21 protein-coding genes are annotated in these 23,726 nt (G+C 61.2%); 4 read left to right on the forward strand and 17 right to left on the reverse strand.

The features are described from left to right. The first annotated feature begins 14 nt into the window (after positions 1 to 14). On the forward strand, positions 15 to 851 hold the full coding sequence (locus HX868_RS14335) for a peptidoglycan DD-metalloendopeptidase family protein (protein ID WP_095014971.1): 837 nt from the start codon (positions 15 to 17) through the stop codon (positions 849 to 851). 106 nt (positions 852 to 957) lie between these two features. After that, positions 958 to 1,962, forward strand: coding sequence for an RNA polymerase sigma factor RpoS (rpoS, locus tag HX868_RS14340; protein WP_016976882.1), 1,005 nt, complete (start codon positions 958 to 960; stop codon positions 1,960 to 1,962). A 241-nt stretch (positions 1,963 to 2,203) separates the two neighbouring features. Here the strand turns inward: rpoS and HX868_RS14345 are convergent, their stop codons facing one another. Beyond that, positions 2,204 to 2,413, reverse strand: coding sequence for a cold-shock protein (locus tag HX868_RS14345; protein ID WP_002554837.1), 210 nt, complete (start codon positions 2,411 to 2,413; stop codon positions 2,204 to 2,206). 389 nt (positions 2,414 to 2,802) lie between these two features. Between HX868_RS14345 and dcd the strand changes: the two genes are divergently transcribed. Continuing rightward, positions 2,803 to 3,369 (forward strand): dCTP deaminase, encoded by a 567-nt coding sequence (gene dcd / locus HX868_RS14350; RefSeq protein ID WP_010212421.1) that lies wholly within the window; start codon positions 2,803 to 2,805, stop codon positions 3,367 to 3,369. 108 nt (positions 3,370 to 3,477) lie between these two features. Further along, positions 3,478 to 3,675 carry a hypothetical protein gene (locus HX868_RS14355; RefSeq protein ID WP_016976883.1) on the forward strand — a complete coding sequence of 66 codons (198 nt, stop codon included), beginning with the start codon at positions 3,478 to 3,480 and terminating at the stop codon, positions 3,673 to 3,675. Between the two features lie 3 nt (positions 3,676 to 3,678). Here the strand turns inward: HX868_RS14355 and pdeM are convergent, their stop codons facing one another. The 16 genes from pdeM to HX868_RS14435 all read right to left on the reverse strand — a co-directional run bounded on the left by pdeM (position 3,679) and on the right by HX868_RS14435 (position 23,610). Next, positions 3,679 to 4,329 (reverse strand): ligase-associated DNA damage response endonuclease PdeM, encoded by a 651-nt coding sequence (gene pdeM / locus HX868_RS14360; protein ID WP_177003318.1) that lies wholly within the window; start codon positions 4,327 to 4,329, stop codon positions 3,679 to 3,681. Then, positions 4,329 to 6,809: a ligase-associated DNA damage response DEXH box helicase gene (locus tag HX868_RS14365; RefSeq protein WP_177003319.1), complete on the reverse strand. Its 2,481-nt coding sequence runs from the start codon at positions 6,807 to 6,809 to the stop codon at positions 4,329 to 4,331. The genes pdeM and HX868_RS14365 overlap by 1 nt, the downstream gene beginning before the upstream one ends. Positions 6,810 to 6,974: 165 nt before the next feature. Continuing rightward, a complete protein-coding gene (locus HX868_RS14370) occupies positions 6,975 to 7,739 on the reverse strand; it encodes an ABC transporter ATP-binding protein (RefSeq protein ID WP_177003320.1) in 765 nt (254 codons plus the stop codon). Positions 7,740 to 7,752: 13 nt separating this feature from the next. Continuing rightward, positions 7,753 to 8,871, reverse strand: a complete 1,119-nt coding sequence (locus HX868_RS14375; protein ID WP_177003321.1) for a succinylglutamate desuccinylase/aspartoacylase family protein — start codon at positions 8,869 to 8,871, stop codon at positions 7,753 to 7,755. Between the two features lie 9 nt (positions 8,872 to 8,880). Next, positions 8,881 to 9,591, reverse strand: a complete 711-nt coding sequence (locus HX868_RS14380) for an ABC transporter permease (RefSeq protein WP_177003322.1) — start codon at positions 9,589 to 9,591, stop codon at positions 8,881 to 8,883. Then, on the reverse strand, positions 9,588 to 10,316 hold the full coding sequence (locus HX868_RS14385; RefSeq protein ID WP_010212412.1) for an ABC transporter permease: 729 nt from the start codon (positions 10,314 to 10,316) through the stop codon (positions 9,588 to 9,590). The genes HX868_RS14380 and HX868_RS14385 overlap by 4 nt, the downstream gene beginning before the upstream one ends. 56 nt (positions 10,317 to 10,372) lie before the next feature. Next, positions 10,373 to 11,152, reverse strand: coding sequence for a transporter substrate-binding domain-containing protein (locus HX868_RS14390; protein WP_016975034.1), 780 nt, complete (start codon positions 11,150 to 11,152; stop codon positions 10,373 to 10,375). Positions 11,153 to 11,351: 199 nt separating this feature from the next. After that, positions 11,352 to 12,986: an ATP-dependent DNA ligase gene (locus HX868_RS14395; RefSeq protein WP_177003323.1), complete on the reverse strand. Its 1,635-nt coding sequence runs from the start codon at positions 12,984 to 12,986 to the stop codon at positions 11,352 to 11,354. Next, positions 12,983 to 13,987, reverse strand: a complete 1,005-nt coding sequence (locus HX868_RS14400) for a ligase-associated DNA damage response exonuclease (RefSeq protein ID WP_177003324.1) — start codon at positions 13,985 to 13,987, stop codon at positions 12,983 to 12,985. Before HX868_RS14400 ends, HX868_RS14395 begins: the two co-directional genes overlap by 4 nt. A 170-nt stretch (positions 13,988 to 14,157) precedes the next feature. Continuing rightward, on the reverse strand, positions 14,158 to 16,599 hold the full coding sequence (locus tag HX868_RS14405; RefSeq protein ID WP_177003325.1) for a penicillin acylase family protein: 2,442 nt from the start codon (positions 16,597 to 16,599) through the stop codon (positions 14,158 to 14,160). Between the two features lie 217 nt (positions 16,600 to 16,816). Continuing rightward, a complete protein-coding gene (locus HX868_RS14410) occupies positions 16,817 to 17,461 on the reverse strand; it encodes a glutathione S-transferase N-terminal domain-containing protein (protein ID WP_095014978.1) in 645 nt (214 codons plus the stop codon). A 105-nt stretch (positions 17,462 to 17,566) separates the two neighbouring features. Continuing rightward, entirely contained in the window at positions 17,567 to 18,352 is a 786-nt protein-coding gene (locus HX868_RS14415; protein WP_177003326.1) for an ABC transporter ATP-binding protein, read from the reverse strand. Further along, positions 18,349 to 19,407, reverse strand: a complete 1,059-nt coding sequence (locus tag HX868_RS14420; RefSeq protein ID WP_177003327.1) for a FecCD family ABC transporter permease — start codon at positions 19,405 to 19,407, stop codon at positions 18,349 to 18,351. Before HX868_RS14420 ends, HX868_RS14415 begins: the two co-directional genes overlap by 4 nt. After that, the gene (locus HX868_RS14425) at positions 19,404 to 20,516 is read right to left on the reverse strand and encodes an ABC transporter substrate-binding protein (RefSeq protein ID WP_177003328.1); all 1,113 of its coding nucleotides are present in this window, start codon (positions 20,514 to 20,516) and stop codon (positions 19,404 to 19,406) included. The genes HX868_RS14420 and HX868_RS14425 overlap by 4 nt, the downstream gene beginning before the upstream one ends. 28 nt (positions 20,517 to 20,544) lie before the next feature. Further along, the gene (locus HX868_RS14430) at positions 20,545 to 21,225 is read right to left on the reverse strand and encodes a Fe2+-dependent dioxygenase (protein WP_177003329.1); all 681 of its coding nucleotides are present in this window, start codon (positions 21,223 to 21,225) and stop codon (positions 20,545 to 20,547) included. Between the two features lie 3 nt (positions 21,226 to 21,228). Further along, the gene (locus HX868_RS14435) at positions 21,229 to 23,610 is read right to left on the reverse strand and encodes a TonB-dependent receptor (RefSeq protein WP_177003330.1); all 2,382 of its coding nucleotides are present in this window, start codon (positions 23,608 to 23,610) and stop codon (positions 21,229 to 21,231) included. Positions 23,611 to 23,726 lie beyond the last annotated feature (116 nt).

Here is a 23,726-nt window from a genome sequence, read left to right on the forward strand (position 1 = left end):
AAAGGGAGCGGCGGGTGAGTCTCACAGGTCTTGCGCAGCGTATGAGTAAAACAAGCTTTCATCGACTGGTGCTTGGCCTCGTCTTCAGTTCCGTGTTGGTCGGGTGCTCCAGCTCGCCAAGCAGCGGCGCGCGGGTGGTTGACCGTAATAACGCCGCCCCGCAAAAGCCGACGGTGACCACCGGGCAATACGTGGTACGCAAGGGCGATACGATGTTCTCGATCGCCTTCCGTTATGGCTGGGATTACAAGGCGCTCGCAGCTCGTAACAATATTCCTGTGCCATACACGATACATCCGGGTCAGACGATTCGCTTCGACGGACGCACCGGTTCGGCGCCTACGGCAGTTGTGACAAACACTGGATCTTCGCCGTCGTCTTCGAGCAAAACCACCATCATCACCCGGCCTGCAGGCACCGCCACACCGGCCCCTGCGACCAAGCCGGCACCCGCGCCGTTGCCACCTGCCGGGCCTGCGCCGACCGGTTGGGGATGGCCCTCAAACGGCGTGTTGATTGGAAAATTCTCTTCAAACGGTAGTTTGAATAAAGGCATTGATATCGCCGGAGATTTGGGACAGCCTGTTTTAGCTGCGTCTGATGGGACAGTGGTGTACGCCGGGAGTGGTTTACGGGGCTACGGCGAGCTGGTCATCATCAAACACAGCGATACCTACGTCAGTGCTTACGGCCATAACCGTAGGCTGTTGGTTCGGGAGGGGCAGCAGGTCAAAGTCGGACAGACAATTGCCGAAATGGGGTCAACTGGTACAGACCGGGTGAAACTGCACTTTGAGATTCGCCGCCAAGGGAAGCCTGTAGATCCGCTGCAATTCCTACCCCGTCGTTGATGTGTTGCACAGCCTGTTCCCTCACGTAGAAGGAACAGGCTCCAGCGTTGCCAAGGATAAAGGCGCCGCTTGAGCTTGAGGTCGAACTCACCAAAGGACTATAACAATGGCTCTCAGTAAAGAAGCGCCGGAGTTTGACATCGACGATGAGGTTCTCCTTATGGAGACCGGTATCGATACGGAATCGATGTCGAATGAGGGACCTGCTGTACCTTCAGTTCGCACCAAGTCCAAGAACTCCACCGCGTTGAAGCAACACAAGTACATTGACTACACGCGGGCGCTCGATGCGACCCAGTTGTACCTCAATGAAATCGGCTTTTCCCCTCTGCTTACCCCCGAAGAAGAAGTCCATTTTGCGCGCTTGTCGCAAAAGGGCGATCCGGCTGGGCGCAAGCGCATGATTGAAAGCAACCTGCGCCTGGTGGTGAAGATCGCCCGACGCTACGTCAATCGTGGGCTGTCCCTGTTGGACCTGATCGAGGAAGGCAACCTGGGCCTGATCCGGGCTGTGGAGAAGTTCGACCCCGAGCGGGGCTTCCGCTTTTCGACCTATGCCACCTGGTGGATTCGCCAGACCATCGAACGGGCGATCATGAATCAGACCCGCACGATCCGGTTGCCGATCCATGTGGTCAAGGAGCTCAACGTCTACCTGCGGGCGGCGCGTGAGCTTACCCAAAAACTCGATCATGAACCTTCGCCCGAAGAAATCGCCAACCTGCTGGAAAAACCGGTAGGGGAGGTCAAGCGCATGCTCGGTCTCAATGAGCGCGTCTCTTCGGTCGACGTCTCGCTGGGTCCGGATTCGGATAAAACCCTGCTGGACACCCTGACGGATGATCGTCCTACCGATCCTTGCGAGCTGTTGCAGGACGATGATCTTTCCCAAAGCATTGACCAGTGGTTGTCGGAGCTCACGGACAAGCAGCGTGAGGTGGTGATTCGCCGCTTCGGCCTGCGCGGCCATGAGAGCAGCACCCTGGAGGACGTAGGTCTGGAGATCGGCCTGACCCGTGAGCGGGTGCGGCAGATCCAGGTGGAAGGGCTCAAGCGTTTGCGTGAGATCCTGGAGAAGAATGGCTTGTCGAGTGAGTCGTTGTTTCAGTAACGATTGATTAGGCCGCTATGACAAAACGCCCGGAGCATGGGAATGCACCGGGCGTTTTGCTGTGCGCTGATCATTCATTGCCAACCTTACCCTGTAGGAGCCCGGCTTGCCGGCGATGGCGGTCTTGAGGGCCTCATCGCCGGCAAGCCGGGCTCCTACAGGGGAGGATGTAGCACCGAATCCCAGGCATAAAAAAACCCCGCTTTTAAGGGCGGGGTCTTTTCGACTAAGTCAGTACAAGTTAGATAACTTGAACTTCTTCAGCTTGCATGCCTTTCTGACCGCGGGTAGCGATGAAAGAAACCTGTTGGCCTTCTTTCAGGCTTTTGAAGCCGTCGGATTGGATAGCTTTGAAGTGAACGAACAGGTCGTCACCGGATTGTGGAGTGATGAAGCCGAAGCCTTTTTCATCGTTGAACCACTTAACGGTACCAGTTTGGCGATTAGACATGGTGTATCTCCTTGGACAAAGTTAACTGCGACTCAGGAAAAGCCCTGGCCGAGACTGAGTGCAAAGAGCAGGAAAAATTCTTGGAGATGGTTGGATCGAAATTCAACATATCGTGTAGAGATTCTCAGTGACACAAGCAGCACAGTGGCGCCACCTTAACCCTTTTTCAGGAACGTGCCAATGATATTTCCGAAGGTTTCTCCAAATTCGTGACTGGCGGTGGTATTTCCGCTCACCGGGCATGCCAACACAGGTCCCGGCCCCACTGGCTGCGGCTTATAGGAGCAGGCACATTCGTCAAGAAAAGCCCCGCGGCCTTTGAACCCCAACGCCAGCCCCGGTAAGATGCCCCACAGAATTTTTCCACCTCGCTATTCAGGACACCCGCCATGAGCATCAAATCGGACAAGTGGATTCGCCGCATGGCGCAGGAACACGGCATGATCGAACCGTTCGTCGAGCGCCAGATCCGTGGCCAAGGCGATGCACCGGTGATTTCCTACGGCGTTTCCAGCTACGGCTACGATGTGCGCTGCGCCGATGAGTTCAAGGTGTTCACCAACATCAATTCGGCGATCGTCGACCCTAAGAACTTCGACGAAAAGAGCTTCGTCGACGTCAAGAGTGACGTGTGCATCATTCCGCCTAACTCCTTCGCCCTGGCGCGCACCGTGGAGTTCTTCCGCATTCCCCGCGACGTGCTGACCATCTGCCTGGGTAAAAGCACCTACGCGCGTTGCGGCATCATCGTCAACGTGACACCGCTTGAACCCGAGTGGGAAGGTCACGTGACCCTGGAGTTCTCCAACACCACCACGCTGCCGGCGAAAATCTACGCCAACGAAGGCGTGGCGCAGATGCTGTTCCTGCAGTCCGACGAGGCCTGTGAAGTGTCCTACAAAGACCGTGCCGGCAAGTATCAGGGCCAGCGCGGCGTAACTCTCCCACGCGCTTGATCGAAAGCTCCTACTCGTAAAGGGAATTAGTCTGCATAAAGTGACTCTATCTAGGTGTACTGCCCCGGCGCGTGTAAAACGCGCCGGGCCACGCTTGAGGAGTACTTTATGAAGCTCGACCCGCGAATAAGCGCAGAACTTGCCCGGCTTGAACCCAATCAGATTGGCGTTCTGGCCTGGTCCCTGATGGCCGACCCTGCTTATGCGGGCGGCATCCCCGGCCAACCCGAGCCGGATTACCCACAACCGACCGAACCTGGCGAGCCGACCCTGCCGGACGAGCCGCCACCCGCGCCGGTCGCCTGATCCCTAGCCCACCGGCCAGACGTCATGATCGCCAATCACATAGATTCGGCGGTCATTGTCCCGTTCCACCCTATGCCCGCCGGTAAATGCACCGAACGCCGGCAGCAGGCTGACTCGGGCACCGATCACAAAGCACGGCAGCTTTAAGCTCTGTCGTCCCTTGCCGCGCAACCGATACACCGGATGCACATGCCCCGCCAGCACGTGGTGGCTGGGATGGGCGTGCGGTTCGTGCTGCAAGGCGAAAGGGCCCATCAGCAGCGGCTCCGTAACCACGTCTATCCTCAAGTCCTCGGGCGGGTCGCCCGCGCGTTTATCGTGATTGCCGCGAATCAAGGTCATCGGCAGCTCAGGATTAAGCGCTCGCCAGCTTCTCAGCGCGCTGAGCGTGCCGTGGGCGTGCGAACCGGGGCCGTGCAGGAAATCACCGAGAAAGATCACCTGCGCGCACGGCAGCGCCGACAGCAACCGATCCAGGCGTTGCAAATTTTCAGTAGTCGTCCCCTGCGGCACCGGCTGCCCCAGGCTGCGATACGCCGAGGCTTTGCCGAAATGTGCATCGGCAATCAACAGGCACTCGCGTGCAGGCCAGTAAATAGCCCTGTTCGCCAACAACCACAATTCTTCTCCCTCAAGCAATACCGAGCAAACCATCAGCGCTTCCCGTTATCCGCGACTTTTTCCAGGTCCTTGACCATCCGCGCAATGCGCTCCGAGAGTTTTTCCGAACTCATGCTTTCGCGCATCCGCTCGACCAGCAGCGGAAAGGCCAGGGGCGTAGGCCGTTCGATCAGATGCAGGTCACGTTTCAGTGCCGAAAGATCGCGCAAGGTCGCTTCCAGCCGACGAATGTCCAGTTCATCGCGTAGGACTTCTTCCCCGGCCTGGGTCAGCAGCAGGTTCTGTGGGTCATATTGCTTGAACACCTCAAAGAACAAACCGCTGGATGCTTGCACCTGGCGCGTACTTTTGGGTGCCCCTGGATAACCGGCAAACACCAGCCCGGCGATGCGTGCGATCTCGCGAAAGCGGCGCAGCGCCAATTCCCCGGCATTCAGGCTGGCCGCCACGTCTTCAAGCAAATGTTCAGGACTCAACAGCGCGTCATTCAACAGTACCGGCCAATCCACTGCGGTGGCGCTCAACAGCTCCAGCCCGTAATCATTGACCGCAATCGAAAAAGTCACCGGCTGCCGTTGACTCACCCGCCACGCCAGCAGGCTCGCCAGGCCCAAGTGCACCTGGCGCCCGGCGAACGGATAGAGAAACAGGTGCCATCCCTCACGCGACTTGAGCGCCTCGGCCAGCAAGTGCTCACGCGTCGGCAGGCCGGACCAACGCAACTGCGTCTGCAACAGAGGCTGCACTGCCTGCATCTCCGGGCCTTCAAAGTGCCCGTGAGCCGCGGCATCGAAGCGCTCCACCACAGCTTGGGCCAGCTCATTGGAAAGCGGCATGCGCCCGCCATTCCAGCGGGGCACAGCGGCTTTTTTTGCGGTGCTGCGGCGTACATAGGCGGTCATGTTTTCCACCCGCACCAGTTCCAGCAAACGCCCGGCAAACAGAAAACCGTCACCGGGCTTGAGTCGCGCGATAAAGCCTTCCTCGACACTCCCCAGGTTCTTGCCACCACCGCCCTTGCTCCAGAATTTCAGATGGATGCTCGCGTCACTCACGATCGTACCCACGCTCATTCGATGGCGCCGCGCCAGCCGGGCATCCGGGACACGCCAGATGCCGTCTTCGTCCGGTTCCACCCGGCGATAATCCGGATAGGCGGTCAGCGACAGTCCACCATGGCGCACGAAACCCAGGGCCCAGGCCCAGTCTTCATCCGTCAGGTCGTGGTAGGCCCAGGCGCCGCGCACTTCCGTCAGCAAGGCCTCGGGTATGAAGCCACCCCCCAATGCCATGCTGACCAAGTGTTGTACGAGTACATCCAAAGGCTTGTACGGCGATTCCCGCGCTTCGATACGCCGTTGCGCGATCGCATCCTGGGCGGCGGCGGCTTCAACCAGCTCAAGGCTATGGGTCGGCACCAACGTTACCCGCGACGGCCGCCCCGGCGCATGCCCCGAGCGGCCGGCGCGTTGCATCAAACGCGCCACGCCTTTGGCCGAACCGATCTGCAGCACCCGCTCCACTGGCAGGAAATCCACCCCCAGGTCCAGGCTTGAGGTGCACACCACCGCTTTGAGCTGGCCGTCCTTCAAGGCCCGTTCCACCCAGTCACGGGTCTCTCGGGACAGCGAACCATGGTGCAGCGCAATCACCCCAGCCCAATCGGGGCGGGCGTCCAGCAATGCCTGGAACCAAATCTCCGACTGCGCCCGCGTATTGGTAAACACCAGGCAACTGCTGCTGGCGTCCACTTCCGCCACCACCTGGGGCAGCATCTTCAAACCAATATGCCCGGCCCACGGAAAGCGTTCGGTCACGGGGGGCAGTAAGGTGTCGATGACCAACTGTTTAGCCGTCTGCCCCTGCACATTGATCCCGTCACCCTGTGGGACCAACACCTCCAAGGCGTGGGATTGATTACCCAAGGTCGCCGAAATCCCCCACACCATCAATTCGGGGTGCCAGCGCCGCAGGCGCGCCAAGGCCAGTTGCAACTGCACGCCGCGCTTGTTGCCGATCAGTTCATGCCATTCATCCACCACCACCATGCGCAGGTGCGCCAGGCTCACTTCGCTGTCGGCACGCGCCAGCATCAGCGTCAGGCTTTCCGGGGTGGTGACCAGTGCGGTGGGCTGGCGGCGGGTCTGGCGTGCGCGCTCGCTGTTGCTGGTGTCACCGGTGCGCAGGCCGACGCTCCAGGGAATCTGCAACGCCTCAAGCGGGGCTTCAAGGGCGCGGGCGGTATCGGCGGCCAGCGCGCGCATGGGCGTGATCCACAGCACCGTCAGCGGCTCAGCGGGCGGTTTGCGTTTAGCGGTTACCGGTGGGCGAGTGATGGCGAAGCGATTGAGGGCGGCGAACCACAGCGCGTAGGTTTTACCCGCACCGGTGCTGGCATGCAGCAGCCCCGATTGGCCGCTCTTGACCGCCGCCCACACCTCTTTCTGGAAGGCAAACGGCTTCCAGCCTTTGGCGGCAAACCAGTGTTTGGCGAAATCGGTGGGTTTTGCCATGGGGCGGCTGACACTCTGGAAGACCTATTCCACAGACCTTCACCGAGCATCAAAGGTTTAACACAATCCTTGTAGGAGCCGGCGTGCCGGCGAGGGTGGCGTAAAGATCACCGCATGGCTCAAGGCCTCATCGCCGGCAAGCCGGCTCCTACAGGTCGTTTTGGCTTATTTCAGGTTGCCGCTGAGGAACTGCTGCAAACGCTCGCTCTTCGGATTGCCCAGCACGTCTTCCGGCGTGCCTTGCTCTTCCACCAAGCCTTGGTGCAGGAACAACACCTGGCTCGACACCTTGCGTGCAAAGCTCATTTCGTGGGTCACCATGATCATGGTGCGGCCTTCCTCCGCCAAACCCTGGATCACCTTCAACACTTCGCCCACCAGCTCCGGGTCGAGGGCCGAGGTGGGTTCGTCGAACAGCATCACCTCCGGCTCCATCGCCAAGGCGCGGGCGATGGCGACGCGCTGTTGCTGTCCACCGGAGAGGAACGCCGGGTACTGATCGGCCACTCGGGCCGGCAAGCCCACCTTGTCTAAGTAACGACGGGCACGGTCTTCGGCGTCCTTCTTGCTGCAGCCCAGCACCCGGCGTGGGGCCATGGTGATGTTCTCCAGCACGCTCATGTGGCTCCACAGGTTGAAGTGCTGGAACACCATCGCCAGACGCGTGCGCAGGCGCTGTAATTCGGCGTCGTCGGCCACGCGCATGCCGTGGCGGTCGCTGACCATGCGGATCGGCTGGCCGTCGAGGGTCATGGCGCCGTCGTTGGGGGTTTCCAGGAAGTTGATGCAGCGCAAAAAGGTGCTCTTGCCCGAGCCGCTGGCGCCGATCAGGCTGATCACGTCACCGGTCTTGGCCTTGAGCGAAACACCTTTGAGCACCTCATTGTCGCCATAGCTTTTATGCAGGCCTTCAACGGTCAATTTGTACATGGGGCGTGCATCCTCAAGGCGAAAGTAGATAGCCGCTGCGGTAGGCCTCTAAGCCTGCGACATGGGCGATGACCATCCCGGCAGTGGCCATGCGGCGCAGCGAACGGGCGTAAAGCAGGCCGGCATTGCGACAATGCACGGGCGTTACGCGGTCGGAAATGGGGTCGATGATTTCAGCGATCAGTTGTCCGGCTTCCAGGTATTCACCGGGCAGGGCACTGAACACCAGCAGGCCGCCTATGGGCGTCGCTACCGGCTCAACACCTGCCAGCGGTGTGGCCGGGTAGGGCAGGTCGGGCAATGGTGCGACTTCCCCGGCAATGGCGCCGAAGTGGATCAGGTAATCAATGATCGCCTGGCAGTCGAGGGCGGCCAGGCCGTGGTTGACGTCGCCCTGGCCGCGCAGTTCGACGGTCACCGAAAAACTGCCCATGGGGATTGGGAAGCGCTCGCCGAAGCGTTGCTGCAATTGCCACCACACCAGGGTGAAACACTCATCGAAGGATTGCCCACCGGAGTCGGTCGCCAGCAGATTGGCCTCCGAGCCGATGTAACGCGCCAACGGTTCCACCTGCGGCCAGGCCTCGGGTGTGGTGTACAGGTGCGCCACGGCTTCAAAGTCGCAATGCAGGTCCAGCACCATGTCGGCATCGCACGCCAGGCGTTGCAGCACCAGGCGCTGGGATTGCAGTTGGGTCTCAGCGCTTTGCGCTGCGAGGGCGGTAGACAGCGCGGCGCGGATCAACTCGACGTTGTGCTGGGGATCGTCCCCAAGCAACTCCTCGACTTGATTTCCCACCGCCTCACTGAGGTCGACAAACAGGCGATTGAAGTTCTGCCCGCTTTCCAGCTCGTAGCGGCCCAGCGGGATATCCATCAATACCTGTTCCAGGCCCACCGGGTTGGCGATGGGCACCAGCACAATCTCGCTGCGCAGACGACCGGCTGCCGCCAGTTCAGCCAGCCGCACCTTCAGGTGCCAAGCCACCAGCATGCCGGGCAGTTCATCGGCATGCAGCGACGACTGGATGTAGATCTTGCCTTTAGCCTGCTCCGGGCCAAAGTGAAAACTGTGAATCTGCCGCGCCGTACCTGGCACTGGCGCGATCAGTTCATGAACCTGATGACGCATACGAACTCCTTAATGACTCGGCCCGAGGAACGCCAGCCAGCGACGCTCCGCCAACCGGAACAGACCGACCAGGGCGAAGGTCACGGTCAGGTAGATCAGGGCTGCGATACCAAATGATTGAAAGGTCATGAAGGTGGCCGAGTTGGCATCCCGCGCCACTTTGAGGATGTCGGGGATCGTCGCGGTGAAGGCCACCGTGGTCGAGTGCAGCATCAGGATCACTTCATTGCTGTAGTAGGGCAGCGAGCGGCGCAATGCCGACGGCATGATCACGTAGGCATACAGCTTCCAGCCGCTCAAACCGTAGGCCTTGGCCGCTTCAACTTCGCCGTGGGCCATGCTGCGGATCGACCCGGCGAAAATCTCCGTGGTGTAGGCGCAGGTGTTGAGGGCGAAAGCCAGGATGGTGCAGTTCATCGCATCGCGAAAGAACGCATCCAGCAACGGTTGTTCGCGTACGGCGGCGAGGCTGTAGATGCCGGTGTAGCAGATCAGTAGCTGGATATAGAGCGGCGTGCCCCGGAACAGGTAGGTGTAGAACTGCACCGGCCAACGCACCAGGCGCTTGCGCGACACACGGGCGATGGACAACGGGATCGACACCAGAAAGCCGATGACCAGCGCGGCAGTGAGCAACCACATCGTCATGGCCAGGCCGGTGATGTGTTGGCCGTCGCTATAAAGGAAGGGGCGCCAGTATTCCTGCAAGAGTTCGATCATCGCACGGCCTCCCGGGCACCAGCGGAGTAGCGACGTTCAAGGCGGCGCAAGACGAAGTTGGACGCGCTGGTGATCAACAGGTAAATCAACGCGGCGAGTACCAAAAAGTAAAACAGCTGATAGGTGCTCTTGCCGGCATCCTGGGCAGCCTTGACCAGGTCGGCCAGGCCGATGATCGACACCAGCGCCGTGGCCTTGAGCATTACCATCCAGTTATTGCCGATCCCCGGCAGGGCAAAGCGCATCATCTGCGGGAAGGTCACGTAGCGAAACCGCTGGCCACGCTTGAGGCCATAGGCCGTGGCGGCTTCCAGTTGGCCACGGGGCACGGCGAGGATCGCGCCGCGAAACGTCTCGGTGAAGTACGCACCGTAGATGAAACCGAGGGTGATCACCCCAGCGCTGAAGGGGTCGATCTCGATGTATTCCCACTCCATGAAATCGGTCAAACCGGTCAGCCAGGTTTGCAGGCTGTAGAAAATCAGCAGCATCAGCACCAGGTCGGGCACGCCGCGAATCAACGTGGTGTAGAGCTGGGCGGGGATGCGCAGGAAGGGCAGGCTGGAGAGTTTGGCGCTGGCGCCGAGCAGGCCCAGCAACACGCTGACGGCCAGGGACAGCACCGACAACTTGATGGTCATCCAGGTGCCTTGCAGCAACAGCGGGCCGAAACCCTTCAAGCTGAGCGCGCTCAACCCGAGGGTTTGCAATAATTCTTCGAACATAAATCAGGACCTATGGCGATAAAAAAGCGCCCCTCCGGGGAAGGGCGCTCCAGGCATTATTTGCCGCTGTACAGGTTCAGATCGCCAAAGTGTTTCTTCTGGATGGTGGCGTAGGTGCCATCATCGTGTAACGCTTTGATACCTTTATCCAAAAGCGCCTTCAGTTCAGTGTTACCTTTTTTGATACCGACGGCGGTTTTCGACGGCAGCAACGGGTCGTCGATGGCCGCGCTGACTTCATAACCGGCACCGGCCGGCGACTTCAGGAAGCCCAATTCAGCCTGCAACATGTCCTGCACGGACGCGTCGAGACGGCCGGAGGTCAGGTCGGCGTACACCTGGTCCTGGTTGGCGTAGGCCTTGGTGGTCACACCGGCTTTATCCAATACGGCCTTGGCGTAGGCTTCCTGGATGGTGCCTTGCTCGTAGCCCACGGATTTGCCCTTGAGGGATTCTGGCGTCGAGTAGCCCGCGCCTTTCTTGAACACCAGCGAGGTAGGGCCGGAGAACAGTTCGCTGGAGAAGTCGATGGCCTTTTCACGCACCGGGGTCACGGTCATGGATGAAATCACGCCGTCGAACTTGTTGGCTTTGAGGCCCGGAATCATGCCGTCGAAGTCACTTTCAACCCACTTGCACTTCACTTTCAGCTCGGCGCAGATCGCATTGCCCAGGTCGATATCGAAACCCACCAGGCTGCCGTCGGCGGCCTTGGATTCGAATGGCGCGTAGGACGGATCGACACCAAAACGCAGTTCCTTGTATTCCTTGGCCAGCGCGGTACCGGCAGCCATGCACAGGGCCAGTGCAGAAAGGGTCAGCAATGCTTTTTTCATTATGTAATCCCTGGAAACCAAGATAAGCGCTTGTGGCGCGTTAGGACTGTTACTGAACGGTGTCAGACGGATCACAAGTAGCAATTTCTGCACCATAGTTCCGAATGTAGATCCGAATGAGTGTTTTAAAAGGTAGGGGAAGGGAGAGCTGAGTGTAGGAGATGCCCGAAAATGGGCATCGAAAAATGAGTGCACTGTTTCAGGTCAGAAGGTCTTGCAGGGTGGCGAGGTTGTCGGCGTCCTCGACTTTCTTGTCCTGCCGCCAACGCAACATCCGTGGAAACCGCACCGCAATCCCGCTCTTGTGCCGCTTGGACAGGGCAATGCCTTCGAACCCCAGTTCAAACACCATGCTCGGGGTCACGCTGCTGACCGGGCCGAACTTTTCCACGGTGGTCTTGCGCACAATCGCGTCGACCTTGCGCATTTCTTCGTCGGTCAGGCCGGAGTAGGCCTTGGCAAACGGCACCAGCGAGCGTTCGCTGCCGGCCGGGCCGTCCCACACGGCGAAGGTATAGTCGCTGTATAGGCTGGCGCGTCGGCCGTGGCCGCGTTGGGCGTAAATCAACACCGCGTCGACGCTGAACGGGTCGACCTTCCACTTCCACCACACGCCCATGTCCTTGGTGCGGCCGACGCCGTAGAGGCCGTCGCGGGCCTTGAGCATCATGCCTTCTACGCCGAGGCTGCGGGACGCTTCGCGTTGTTCGGCCAGATCTTCCCAGGTCGCGCCGGTCAACAGCGGCGACGCCCGTAATACCGGCTGGTTGCACTGGGCGATTACCTGCTCAAGCTGCGTGCGTCGCTCAGCCTGGGTGTGGTTGCGCCAATCGTCGCCCTGGTGTTCCAGCAGGTCGTAGGCCAGCACCGCAACCGGGGCGTCCTCCAGCACTTTTTTGCTCAGGGTCTTGCGGCCAATCCGCTGTTGCAGCAGGGCGAAGGGTTGCACCGCGTCTTTCCACACCACGATTTCGCCGTCGATCACCGTGCCGTCGGGCAAGCCGCTTACCAGGCTGTGCAATTCGGGGAAGCGCTCAGTCACCAATTCTTCGCCACGGGACCAGACCCACAGGCGGCCGTCACGTTTCACCAGCTGTGCGCGGATGCCATCCCACTTCCATTCCACTTGCCAGTCGGCGGGAGAACCAAGCAAATCGTTGAATTGCTCCACTGGTTGCGCCAAACCATGGGCGAGAAAAAACGGATAAGGCTGCCCGCCGCGTTGCGCATGTTCGTCGGGCGATTCGGCGGCGATGAGCTTGAGATAAGCCTCCGGCGTAGGACGGTTAGACAGATCGGTGTAGCCCACCAGTCGCTGAGCCACGCGCTTGCTGTCCAGGTCGGCCATCGCGGCGAGGGCGCGGGTGACCAGTAGCTTGGACACGCCTACTCGGAAACTGCCGGTGATCAACTTGATGCACACCATCAGGCTGGGTTGATCCAGTTGCGCCCATAACGCCGGTAGGCGCTCGGCCAATTCCAATGGCGGCAAGCCACGCAGGGGCAGGAGTTTTTCCTCCAGCCACACCGCCAAGCCGTCCTGCGAGGTGTAGGTAGATTCCGGCAGCAGCAGGGAAATGGTTTCTGCCAGATCGCCCACTGATTGGTAGCTTTCTTCAAATAACCACGGTTCGATACCGGAGGCTTCAGTGGCCATGTCCCGCAACAGGCGTGTCGGCACCAGTTGCCGAGGGCGTCCGCCGGACAGGAAATACACGGCCCAGGCCGCATCTTCCGGCGCAGCATCGCGAAAGTAGTCCTGTAGCGCGGCCAGCTTGGCGTTGCTGGAGGTGGTGGCGTCGAGGTTGGCGTACAACTCGGCAAAGGCCTTCATGCGCTGGCCTCTTCTTCGTCGTCACCGTATTCAGTGGTGAAGCCCTGGGCATCCAGGCCTTTTTCCCGCAGATGGCGTACCAATACGCCGACAGACCCGTGGGTAACCATCACTCGCTCGGCGCCGGTTTGTTCGATGGCCCATAACAGACCCGGCCAATCGGCGTGGTCCGACAGCACAAAACCTCGGTCCACGCCGCGCCTGCGTCGGGTGCCGCGCAGGCGCATCCAGCCGCTGGCGAAGGCGTCGCTGTAGTCGCCGAAGCGCTTGATCCAACTGCTGCCGCCGGCCGAGGGTGGGGCGATGATCAAGGTTTGGCGCAGCAGCGGGTCGGTTTTCTTGAAGTCACCGGCGTACAGGGTTTCGGGGATATAAATGCCGGCCTCGCGGTACACACGGTTCAACGGTTCGACCGCGCCATGGCTGAGGATCGGGCCGATGCTGGCATCGATACCGTGCAGGATGCGTTGGGCCTTGCCGAAGGAATAACAGAACAGCACGCTGGCCTTGCCGGCGGCGATATTCGCCTGCCACCAATCGTTGATCCCGGCGAAGATCTGCGCCTGGGGCTGCCAGCGGTAGATCGGCAGGCCGAAGGTCGACTCGGTGATAAAGGTGTGGCAACGCACCGGTTCGAAGGGCGCGCAGGTGCCATCGGGTTCGACTTTGTAGTCACCGGATGCGACCCAGACTTCGCCCTGGTATTCCAGGCGCACTTGGGCCGACCCCAGAACATGCCCGGCCGGGTGAAAACTCAAGGTGACGCCGTGGTGCACCAGTTGCTCGCCGTAGGCCAGGGTTTGCAGGTTGATGTCCTGACCGAGCCGCGAACGCAAGATACCTTCGCCGGGAGCCGCCGCCAGGTAGTGTTGGTTGCCGGTGCGGGCATGGTCGCCATGGGCGTGGGTGATGACCGAGCGTTCCACCGGGCGCCAGGGATCGATATAGAAATCTCCGGCGGGGCAGTAGAGGCCTTCGGGGCGGGCGATGACAAGGTCCATGGGCGTGCCGGGGGCGATGGGCTTATCAGGTAGGAGGCAAAGCGGTCACCACAAGTTCGATCTGATTCAACACCCTCCTGTAGGAGCTGGCTTGCCGGCGATGGGGACTTCGCGGACGCCATCGCCGGCAAGCCGGCTCCTACAGATTGGGGTGCGGCCGTGAAGCCGGTTTACTTGCCGGGGGTCAGGGTCAACCGAGCCTTCCCATACACCTTCTCAAAGTTCTGCGGCTGCATCGGGAAGCTCAGGTATTGCGCCTTGAGCGACGGGTCGATGCCATTGGCGTAGTTCGGGCTGGCCGGGTTGCCGGACTGGCCGATGCCGCCCTGGCCCATCATCGGTTCCACCTGGCCGAAGTCGACGATCATGCGCAGCGCCGGCACCTGGGTGGTGGCGAAGTCCTGGCCCCAGCTATACGGCGCAGGGTTCAGGGTGTTGTGGTCGCCACCGGACGCCAGCGGACCGCGAATCACCTGGCCATTGGTGTTTTTCCAGGTGGTGGTATGCAACTTGCCCCACTGCCAGGCCTTGTGATCGGCACCCAATTGACTCTCGCCCGCGCTGATCGCGGCGGCCAGGCTGCGGGCGAGGATCGCCGGTTTGTCTTCTTTCTGCGGGGTGCGCACGTCATCCCAGAATGGGCTGTCTTCGCGACCCAGCAAGTGGTCGGCCTGGGCGGCGTAGGACAGGTTGGCATTGCTGACAAACGCCTTCCAGCTGGCACTGTTTTCCGGGCCGAGTTCGTCGAGGAAGATCTGCTTGGTGCTTTCCTGCAGGAACAGCTCATAGATCGCCGCGTCGGCGGAGCTGGACACCAAGCGGCCATCAAAGGCCATCAGGCGGCTCAGTGCTTCACGTGCCTTGGCCTGTTCGGCCGCCGGCAGCGCGTCAATCGCCTGTTTCAGCGGCTGGGCCATGCCTGGCGCCTGGAACATGGTCTTGAGCTTGGCGGCGAAGGTCGTGGTCTGGTCGTACTGCATGGCGATCATGCTGCGGCTGTCATGCTTGCCGGCATTGGCCAGTTGCGCCAGGCGTTCGCTGCGCTCCGGGGCATCCCAGGAGTTGGACAGTTGCATGCCATAACCGCGCGGCGCGGTGCGCTGGTTGGCGGTGCCGATCCAGCCTTGAGCCGGGTCCTGGTCATACGGGTGCAGCATCGCATCGGCGTAACCGTCCCAGTCAAAACGCGTGTCCCAGCCCGGCGACGGCAGCAGGCCTTCGCCTTCGCGACGGTTGGGGAAGCGTCCGGTGACTTGCCAGCCAATATTGCTGGCGTCGGCGAAGACCATGTTCAGCGCAATGGCGCGTATCTCGCGAGTAGCGTCCGAGGCCTTGCCCGCGTTTTGGGCGCGGGACAGGTCGAAGAACGCGTCCAGGCTCTTGTCGTCCTTGAAGTCGGCAGTTTGCAGCGACAGACCCAGGCCGGTGGTCAACGCCTGACTGCTGTTGAGCAGGGCGCCGTGGCGGGTTTCGTACACCACTTCGCGAATCGAGCGTTGGCCTTTGACGAAGAAGGTTTCGTTGCGCACACCGGCGGGTAGCCATTTGCCGTTGTTCTCGTAGTACAACGCGCTGCCCTGGCGTTTGACCTTTTCCAGGAACAGGTCCTGGGTGTCGCCCTTGACCGTGCTCATGCTCCACGCGACCTTGCCGTTGAAGCCGGACAGCAGTGTCGGCAAGCCGGCAATCGAGGCGCCCACGGCCTGGTATTTCGGTGCACGGATCTGCACGTAGCTCCACGGCGACGGCGCTTGCGGCTGGGCGGCGAGGTCGCCTGCCAACAGGCTCTTACCGCTACGGCTGCGTTGCGGGCTTATGGCCCAGTTACTTGAGGTGGTCACTGCCAGCGAATTGAGGCTGCTCAGTTGTTGGCTGACCGCGTCCAGCCCGGCCAGACCGGTGATCTGCCCCAGGTTCACACCCTTGAGCTTCTCGGCCTCGGCCAACGGGATCGCTTCGTCCGGCGCGCTTGGGGTGAGCCAGGCGAGTTTGTCGACGCCGACTTTCTGCGCCAGCACCAGCGAGGCAATTTCTTCCTGCAGGTTGGCCGACTCGCTGAAATTCAGCAGGCAGAACAGCAGTGCCGAATCCTCCGGCTTCCAGTATTCGGGCTTGTAGCCGGTCTGGGCCAGGTCCGGCGGCAGCTTGTCGCGGTAGCGGAACAGGTAGGCGTTGACGCCACGCGCATACACTTCGAAGAAACGCTTGAGGCGCGGGCTTGACGCGTTATACAACTCGCCGGCGCTTTTCTTCAGGTTGACCGCGCGCATGAACCGGTCGACATCCAGCACCTCGGGCCCGGACATTTCCGCCAGGCGGCCCTGGGCCAGCAGGCGCAGGGTGACCATCTGCGTGATGCGGTCACTGGCGTGCACATAACCGAGGCTGAACAACGCGTCATGGAAGGTGTTGCTTTCGATCAGCGGCATGCCTTGGGCATTGCGGCGCACGGAAACATTCTGTGCCAGGCCTTTGATCGGCTGCACGCCGACGACCGGGGGCAGGGTGTCCTGGGTGCTCTGGAGCTGGCAACCGGCCAGGCTTAACGCACTGGCCACTGCCGCGGCAACGCCGAACCGGGGAAGAAAATGTGAGAGGGCTGGCGAGGCCATGGCAAAGCTCCTGCGGGGGTAGCGTCAGTAAAGGCGCTACGTTAGTGAGCGCGGCGAAACGACGCAAGCAGGAGTCGATGCTTATTTGTCGATTGATTTGTAGAACGCGTAATAACTGTAGGAGCCGGCTTGCCGGCGATGAGGCCGTCAGCCTCAGCGAAGATGGCGACTGTTCAATCGCCATCGCCGGCAAGCCGGCTCCTACAAAGGGCCAGGCTCAGGATTTAGGCGGGTTCACCTTCTGTACCAGCTCATACGCGCGCACTGTTGCCGGCCGCTCCTTGATGCTGTTGAACCAGCGGTGCAGGTGTGGGAAATCTTCCAGGCGTTGGCTCTGCCACTTGTGGGAAACAATCCACGGGTAGATCGCCATGTCGGCAATGCTGTAGTCCTCACCCGCCACGAATGCACGGTCCGCCAAACGTCGGTCCAACACGCCGTAAAGGCGGGCCGTTTCGTCCACATAACGCTTGATCGCGTAGGGGATTTTTTCCGGTGCGAACTGGCTGAAGTGATGGTTCTGACCCGCCATCGGCCCCAGGCCGCCCATTTGCCAGAACAGCCATTGCAGCGCTTCCTGGCGACCGCGCAGGTCTTTTGGAAGGAACTGGCCGGTTTTTTCCGCGAGGTACAGCAGGATCGCGCCGGATTCAAACAGCGAAATCGGCGCGCCGCCGTCGGTCGGGTTCTGATCGACGATGGCCGGAATACGGTTGTTGGGAGCGATCTTCAGGAAGTCAGGCTTGAACTGGTCGCCCTGGCCGATGTTGATCGGGTGCACCTTGTAGGGCAGGCCGGCTTCTTCCAGGAACAGCGATACTTTGTGACCGTTAGGGGTAGTCCAGTAATACAGGTCGATCATGAAGCTCTCCAAAAGTGGTGATGCTTGAGCGGATGCCTGTAGGTATAGGTAATGTTGGGCGTGCGAAATTTCAATGAAACATTTGCGCATACCCTTAGAAGCAAATCAAAAAGCGCCATCCACCAACACCTGCAGTGATTGCTGCGAACAGCGCTCGATGCGTGCCCGCACGCGATACACCTCGGCAAACAGCAGAGGGTTAAGCACGTCGTCCGCCGCACCGCTGGCGTACAAGCGGCCCTGGCGCAGCACGGCAATATGGTCGGCGAAGCGTGCGGCCAGGTTGATGTCGTGCAGCACCACCACGGCGATCAGGTTGTGTTCGCGCACCAGGCCGCGCACGCAGTCCATCACCTTCAGTTGGTAATTGAGGTCGAGGGCACTGGTGGGTTCGTCCAGCAGCATCACCTGCGGGCGACGCGCGATGAGTTGCGTGAGGCTGACCAATTGGCGTTGGCCGCCGGATAGGGTGCTCAGCAACTGATCAGCCAAATGTGCGATGCCAATACGCTGCAAGGCGTCGAAGGCCTCACGCAGGCAGGCGTCGCTGGACAAGGGAATGCCCTCGACATTCGCCACGCGCAGCGCGGCGATCACACTTTCCATCACGCTGAGGCTCAAGCCTGGCGGCAGGTTCTGCGGCATGTAGGTCACACGCCGCGCGCGCTCGGCGACGGACATGGCCGACAGGTCGAGGTCACCCAATCGCACAACGCCTTGCATCTTTTCCAGCCCGGCCACGGCACGTAGGAGGGTGGATTTGCCCGCGCCGTTGGGGCCGATCAGGGCGGTGAGGCTGCCGTGGGGCAGGGTGGGCAGGCTCAGGTCGTGCACGATCTGCCGGCGCCCGTAACTCACCTGGGCGTTGTGTACACTCAAACCTTCGCTCATAACTGCCTCCCCCGCTTGAACACCAGCACCACGAAAATCGGCACGCCCACCAACGCGGTGACGATGCCCACCGGCACAATCACGCCGGGCATGATCAACTTGCTGGCAATCGACGACAGCGCCAGCAGCAACGCACCGGTCAAGGCGCTGGCCGGCAGCAGGAAACGTTGGTCTTCGCCCACCAGGATTCGCGCGATATGCGGACCGACCAGGCCGATAAATCCGATGGTGCCTACAAAGGCTACGGCGGTGGCCGACAGCAGGCTGATGCGCAGCAACGAGAAAAACCGCAGCCGCTTCACGTCCACGCCAAAGCTTTGCGCGCGGTCCTCACCCATGCGCAACAGTGTCAGGCGCGGTGCGGCGATAAAGGAAAACGGCATGACGACGGCGACCACCAAGGCCAGGATGCCAAGCTTGTCCCAGTTGGCGCGGGTCACGCTGCCGAGGGTCCAGAACACCAGTTGTTGCAGCACGTCTTCGGTGGCGACCAGTTGCAGCAAGGCCACCACCGCGTTGCAACTGAACACCAGGGCAATGCCGAACAGCACCAGGCTTTCCACCCCGGCGCCGCGCAAACGCGACATGGCTTGCAGCAAAAACACCGAGGCCGCTGCGAAGATAAAGGCCGAGAGGGAAATCGCCGTGTTGGCCGACACCCACAGCGTCGTCACCGGAAACACAATCACCAGCGACGCGCCCAAGGCTGCTGCCGACGACACGCCCAGAGTGAACGGGCTGGCTAGCGGGTTGTTCAGGATCGCCTGCATCTCGGCCCCGGCCAGCGACAACGCGCAGCCCACCAACACCGCCATCAGCGCGTAAGGCAGGCGCACGTTCCAGATGATCACCTGATCGGTGGCGCTCAGATGCGACGGGTGAACAATCCCGTCAAGCAGCGCCAGCAGGCCCATGCCCGACGGGCCGCTGGCCAGGTCCACCAGAATGGCGCAAACCAGTGCGGTGCCGAGCAGGCCCAGTAGCCAGGTACGCCGCGCCAGCAGGCGGCGGTAGCCGTGTGTGGCGCTGGCGAGGTCGAGGGTTTGGGTGGTCATTTAGGGGCGTCGATCCAATAGGCACCCTGCAACGGCATCCCCAGGAACTGCGCGTTGATCTGGTCCATGGTCGTCTGCGGATCCAGCTTGGCGAACAGCGTTGGGTGCACCCATTTGGCCAGCGATTCAATCGCCAGCAGGTTGTACGGCGAGTTGTAGAAGTCATGCCACAGGCCGTGGGCATTGCCCTCGCGGATTGCACGAAGGTTGGCGAATTCGGGACGCGCCAATACCCGGTCCAGCGCCTCGTGGGCTTCATCTGCGCCAACACCCGCGCCCAAGATCAAGCCGGGCTTGCGGTTGCCGGTGGCTATATACACATCCGGGTCGGCCTTGAGCGCGTACTCGACGCTGATATCGCCCAACGCACCCGGCACCACGCCAGCGGCGATATTGCGCCCGCCGACCAGTGCGATCAGTTCGCCCATGCCACTCTTGCCGGTGGTATGCCCCGGCGCTTGCCAAACGCCGGCCAGCAGTTCGAGGAACACACTCGGGCGCGGCCCCGCCGGCAAGGCGGCGACGGCATCGGTGATCACCTTGATGTGCTGGTCATAGAAACCCAGGAACGCCTTGGCCTGGGCTTCACGCCCCAATGCCTGGCCCAGCGCAGTCATGCTGGTGTGAGTGCCTTGCACCGGGTTGATGCGGAAGTCGACGAACAGCACCGGAATGCCCGCCTTGGCCAGCACATCGGCGACCGGACTGTGTTCGGTCGGGCCGTGACCGGAAATGCTGAACACCGCCAGGTCAGGTTTCAACGAGAGGATTTCCTCGGCGCTGACGCTTTGTTCCGACGCTTGCCCGATCAGCGGGATGTCTTTCACCGTAGGGAATTTCGCCACGTAGGCGTTGTAGGTGTGTTGGTCGAGCAGGCGCAAATCGTTCTGCCAGCCGACGATGCGCTGGAAGGGCGCGTCCTTGTCCAGCAACGCAAACGCCGAAATCAGCCGGCCTTCACCTAGGACAACGCGTTTTACGGTGTCAGCCACTTCGACCTTGCGGCCCAGCACGTCGGTGACTTCATGGGCGGCAGCGGTTTCAGCGTGGCCGAGAACCAGGGCGCCGAACAGTACGCCCAGCTTGAGCAGGTGACGGGGTTTCAACATGGCAGGGACTCCAGGTGAAGGCGGCGCATCAGACATCGCTCCAGCGCCGCAACAGGTTGTGATAGGCGCCGCTCAGTTGCAGCAGCGCGTGGTGGTCGGCGTCTTGGGCGGTGAGGGTCTGGATCGCCACATCCATGTCCAATAGCAACTGGCGCTGGCTGTCTTCGCGCACCAGGCTTTCGATCCAGAAGAAACTCGCGATGCGTTCACCGCGGGTCACTGGGTTGATCTTGTGCAAGCTGCTGCCGGGGTAGATCAGCAGGTGGCCGGCGGGCAGCTTCACCGCGTGCTCGCCGAAGGTGTCGCGGATCACCAGCTCACCGCCGTCGTAGCTGGCCGGGTCGGCCAGGAACAGCGTGGCGGAGATGTCGGTGCGCACCCGCTCGCGCACGCCCTTGATGCCGCGAATGGCGTTGTCGATATGCCAGTCGAACGCTTCACCGCCGCTGTAGCGGTTGAACATCGGCGGGTAGATGCGCTTGGGCAAGGCCGCCGACATGAACAGCGCGTTGTCCGACAGCCGCGCCAGAATCTGCTCGCCGATGCGCAGGGCCACTGGCGACTCTTCCGACAACTGTCGGTTGTTTTTCGCCATGGCCGAGCGCTGTCCGGCGGTCACCTTGCCGTCAACCCAGGGCTGATCGAGCAAGGTGGCCACGGTGGTTTCGACTTCGCTGGCGCTGAGCAGCGCCGGGATTTCGATCAGCACGGTTCAGAACTCATAGTCGACGCTGGCGGTGAGGGTGCGCCCGGCACCTGGGATGCCGTAGAGCTGGAAGCCATCGAGGGAGGCGCCAACCTGGCTGTAGTAGAACTTATTGAACACGTTGTTGAGGTTGAGGTTGACCGTGGTGTCCTTGTTCACTTTGTATTGCGCGGCCAGGTTGCTCAGCCAGTAGCCGGGGGCTTTTTCGTGGTCGCGGGTGTAGATCGCGTACACGCCGGACGGGCCGTTGGCGTAACTACTGTTGTTGTTCAAGCCGCCGACGTATTTGTTGTCGGTGTAGCGGCGTCGGCCCACGTATTGCTCGCCGTAGCTGAGGCTCAGGGCGTCGGTGACGGCGTAGGTGGTCCACAGGTTGACGGTCAGGTCGGGGACGTTCTTGGCTTCGGCGCCTTTGTTGATGCCTTTGGTCTGGGTGCTCTTGAGTGCCGAGAACCCGCTGTAGGCGGTCCAGCGCGGGGTGATATTGCCTTGCAGGCCCAGTTCGATGCCGTCTACTCGCTTGGCGGGCAACGCGCGTACCGGGGCGGATTCGCCGTCCTGGTATTCCCAGGCATTGTCCAGTTCGGTGCGGAAGATCGCCGCCGTGACGTTAAGCATATCGTGGGCAATGTCCCACTTGGTGCCCAATTCGTAGGTCTTGGATTTGGCCGGGCTGTAGTTGCTGGTGCTCGCCGCGCCGTAGATCTGGTTATTGGTTGACGCGCCCAGTGCCGACGGCTGCGCCGCTTCGCTGTAGGACACATAAATGCTGCCGTTGGGCAACGGCTTGAACACCGCGCCAACGCGACCGCTGACGGCACCGTCAGTGCTGCTGATGCTGGCCTGGCCACGCTGGCTGGTTTGTGCGCGCCAGTTGTCGTAACGCAGCGAGCCCAGCACTTGCCATTGCTCATTAAGGGTGATGGTGTCGCCCAGGTAGATCCCGGCGTTGTCGATCACCGAACGCGGGTCGCCTTCGCCTTTGGTCACGTAGGTGCTGGCGAAGCTGTGGCTGGGGTCGTTCATGTCGAACAGCATGTTGCCAGCCGGCACTTTGGCGTTGCGTTTCAGGCCGCCGTAGGTCTCGTGATAGAACTCCAGGCCGCTGACCACGGCGTGTTGCAGGCTGCCAGTGGTGAGGTTGAAGTTGAAGTCGGTCTGGTTGTCGAGGATGGTGTAGCGCTTGGACAAACCGAAGTCACTGCCGCGCAGGATGCCGTAGGCGGTGTTGCTGTTGTTCACGTAGCCGGTATAGGCATTCACCGTACTGCCCGGCACTTGGCTGATTGGTCCTACACCGGTGTAGCCCAAGGTCGCACAGCGGGTGCCGGTGCAGGTTTTCTGGCCGTTGGCGCTGGCGGCGAAGAAGCGCGCCGGGGAGAGCACGGCAAAATTGTCGCTGCGTTCCCAACGCGTCTGGTTGCGCAGGTTGGCGTCATTCCAGTCGAAGTCATGCTCGAAGCGCGCCGTGAGCGAGGTGGTTTTGTTCTCCTGAGTGTAGAGGCTCGAGTCGCCGTACCAGTTGGAGCGCTTCACGCCGGGCATCCGATCGCCATTCGTCCCACGCTGAATCGGCACGCCGCCGTCCGGGGTGTTGGTGTCTTTCTGGTAGAAGGTGTCGACGAAAAAGCGCGTGTCGGTGCCCAAGCCAAAGCCGAACGAGGTGGCAATGCCCCAGCGGTCGTAGTCCACGTCGTCACGTTCGGCCACCTGGTTGTAGTGCTTCATCAGGTTGACGCGTACGGCGGTGGTGTCGTTGATCTGTTTATTCAGGTCGGCGGTGAGACGTCGGTAGGCATCGGTACCGATACCGGCGGAGACGCGGTTGGCGTCGCCCAGGTGCGCTTCTTTACTCACCAGGTTGACGCTGCCACCCACGGCAGACACACCGGACTCGATGGAACCGGTGCCCTTGAACACTTCCGCCTGTTGCAGGTTGAAGGTGTCGGTACGCGTGGACATGCCCGCATCGCGCACGCCGTCGACGGTCAGGCTCTGTTCGGAAGAAAACCCGCGAATCGAAAACAGATCGCCCCACCCCAGGTTGCCCTCACCGGACATGAAGGTGATGCCCGGCACGTTGCGCAACACTTCCTGCAGCGTCTGCGCGTTCTGCTCCTTGAGCACCTGCTGCGGCACGATGGTCACGCTTTGCGGGGCGTCCAACAGCGGTTGGCTGATTTTTGCCGAGGTCACCCGGTCCACTTTGAACGTGGAGGTGGCTTCGCCATCGACCTTGATTTCCGGCAGGCTCAGCACCGAATCGTTGGACTTGGCCGTTGGCGCGTCAGCCAAGGCAACCGGTGCGACGCTGCCGGCAGCCAGCAGGCCGAACATCGGTGCCAGGGTAGTGTGCAGGGTGTGGCTGCGAGGTGTGGGCAATGACATGAGTGGCTTCCGAGTCTAAATTACAATTACTCTCATTTAGGTTCGGTAGTCTAAAGAGCGATTCCGCCTGTCATCCCTCGGGTTTGTATCGCGGGTGCGTGATTATGGTTTCCTAC

The sequence above is a fragment of the Pseudomonas reactans genome (assembly GCF_013385825.1).
Taxonomy (GTDB): Bacteria; Pseudomonadota; Gammaproteobacteria; order Pseudomonadales; family Pseudomonadaceae; genus Aquipseudomonas; species Aquipseudomonas reactans.

What these genes read in the sequence shown, in the direction of transcription:
- rpoS (WP_016976882.1), top strand. Translation starts at nt 958, where the DNA reads ATGGCTCTCAGTAAAGAAGCGCCGGAGTTTGACATCGACGATGAGGTT.
- HX868_RS14345 (WP_002554837.1), bottom strand. Translation starts at nt 2,413, where the DNA reads ATGTCTAATCGCCAAACTGGTACCGTTAAGTGGTTCAACGATGAAAAA.
- dcd (WP_010212421.1), top strand. Translation starts at nt 2,803, where the DNA reads ATGAGCATCAAATCGGACAAGTGGATTCGCCGCATGGCGCAGGAACAC.
- HX868_RS14355 (WP_016976883.1), top strand. Translation starts at nt 3,478, where the DNA reads ATGAAGCTCGACCCGCGAATAAGCGCAGAACTTGCCCGGCTTGAACCC.
- pdeM (WP_177003318.1), bottom strand. Translation starts at nt 4,329, where the DNA reads ATGGTTTGCTCGGTATTGCTTGAGGGAGAAGAATTGTGGTTGTTGGCG.
- HX868_RS14365 (WP_177003319.1), bottom strand. Translation starts at nt 6,809, where the DNA reads ATGGCAAAACCCACCGATTTCGCCAAACACTGGTTTGCCGCCAAAGGC.
- HX868_RS14370 (WP_177003320.1), bottom strand. Translation starts at nt 7,739, where the DNA reads ATGTACAAATTGACCGTTGAAGGCCTGCATAAAAGCTATGGCGACAAT.
- HX868_RS14375 (WP_177003321.1), bottom strand. Translation starts at nt 8,871, where the DNA reads ATGCGTCATCAGGTTCATGAACTGATCGCGCCAGTGCCAGGTACGGCG.
- HX868_RS14380 (WP_177003322.1), bottom strand. Translation starts at nt 9,591, where the DNA reads ATGATCGAACTCTTGCAGGAATACTGGCGCCCCTTCCTTTATAGCGAC.
- HX868_RS14385 (WP_010212412.1), bottom strand. Translation starts at nt 10,316, where the DNA reads ATGTTCGAAGAATTATTGCAAACCCTCGGGTTGAGCGCGCTCAGCTTG.
- HX868_RS14390 (WP_016975034.1), bottom strand. Translation starts at nt 11,152, where the DNA reads ATGAAAAAAGCATTGCTGACCCTTTCTGCACTGGCCCTGTGCATGGCT.
- HX868_RS14395 (WP_177003323.1), bottom strand. Translation starts at nt 12,986, where the DNA reads ATGAAGGCCTTTGCCGAGTTGTACGCCAACCTCGACGCCACCACCTCC.
- HX868_RS14400 (WP_177003324.1), bottom strand. Translation starts at nt 13,987, where the DNA reads ATGGACCTTGTCATCGCCCGCCCCGAAGGCCTCTACTGCCCCGCCGGA.
- HX868_RS14405 (WP_177003325.1), bottom strand. Translation starts at nt 16,599, where the DNA reads ATGGCCTCGCCAGCCCTCTCACATTTTCTTCCCCGGTTCGGCGTTGCC.
- HX868_RS14410 (WP_095014978.1), bottom strand. Translation starts at nt 17,461, where the DNA reads ATGATCGACCTGTATTACTGGACTACCCCTAACGGTCACAAAGTATCG.
- HX868_RS14415 (WP_177003326.1), bottom strand. Translation starts at nt 18,352, where the DNA reads ATGAGCGAAGGTTTGAGTGTACACAACGCCCAGGTGAGTTACGGGCGC.
- HX868_RS14420 (WP_177003327.1), bottom strand. Translation starts at nt 19,407, where the DNA reads ATGACCACCCAAACCCTCGACCTCGCCAGCGCCACACACGGCTACCGC.
- HX868_RS14425 (WP_177003328.1), bottom strand. Translation starts at nt 20,516, where the DNA reads ATGTTGAAACCCCGTCACCTGCTCAAGCTGGGCGTACTGTTCGGCGCC.
- HX868_RS14435 (WP_177003330.1), bottom strand. Translation starts at nt 23,610, where the DNA reads ATGTCATTGCCCACACCTCGCAGCCACACCCTGCACACTACCCTGGCA.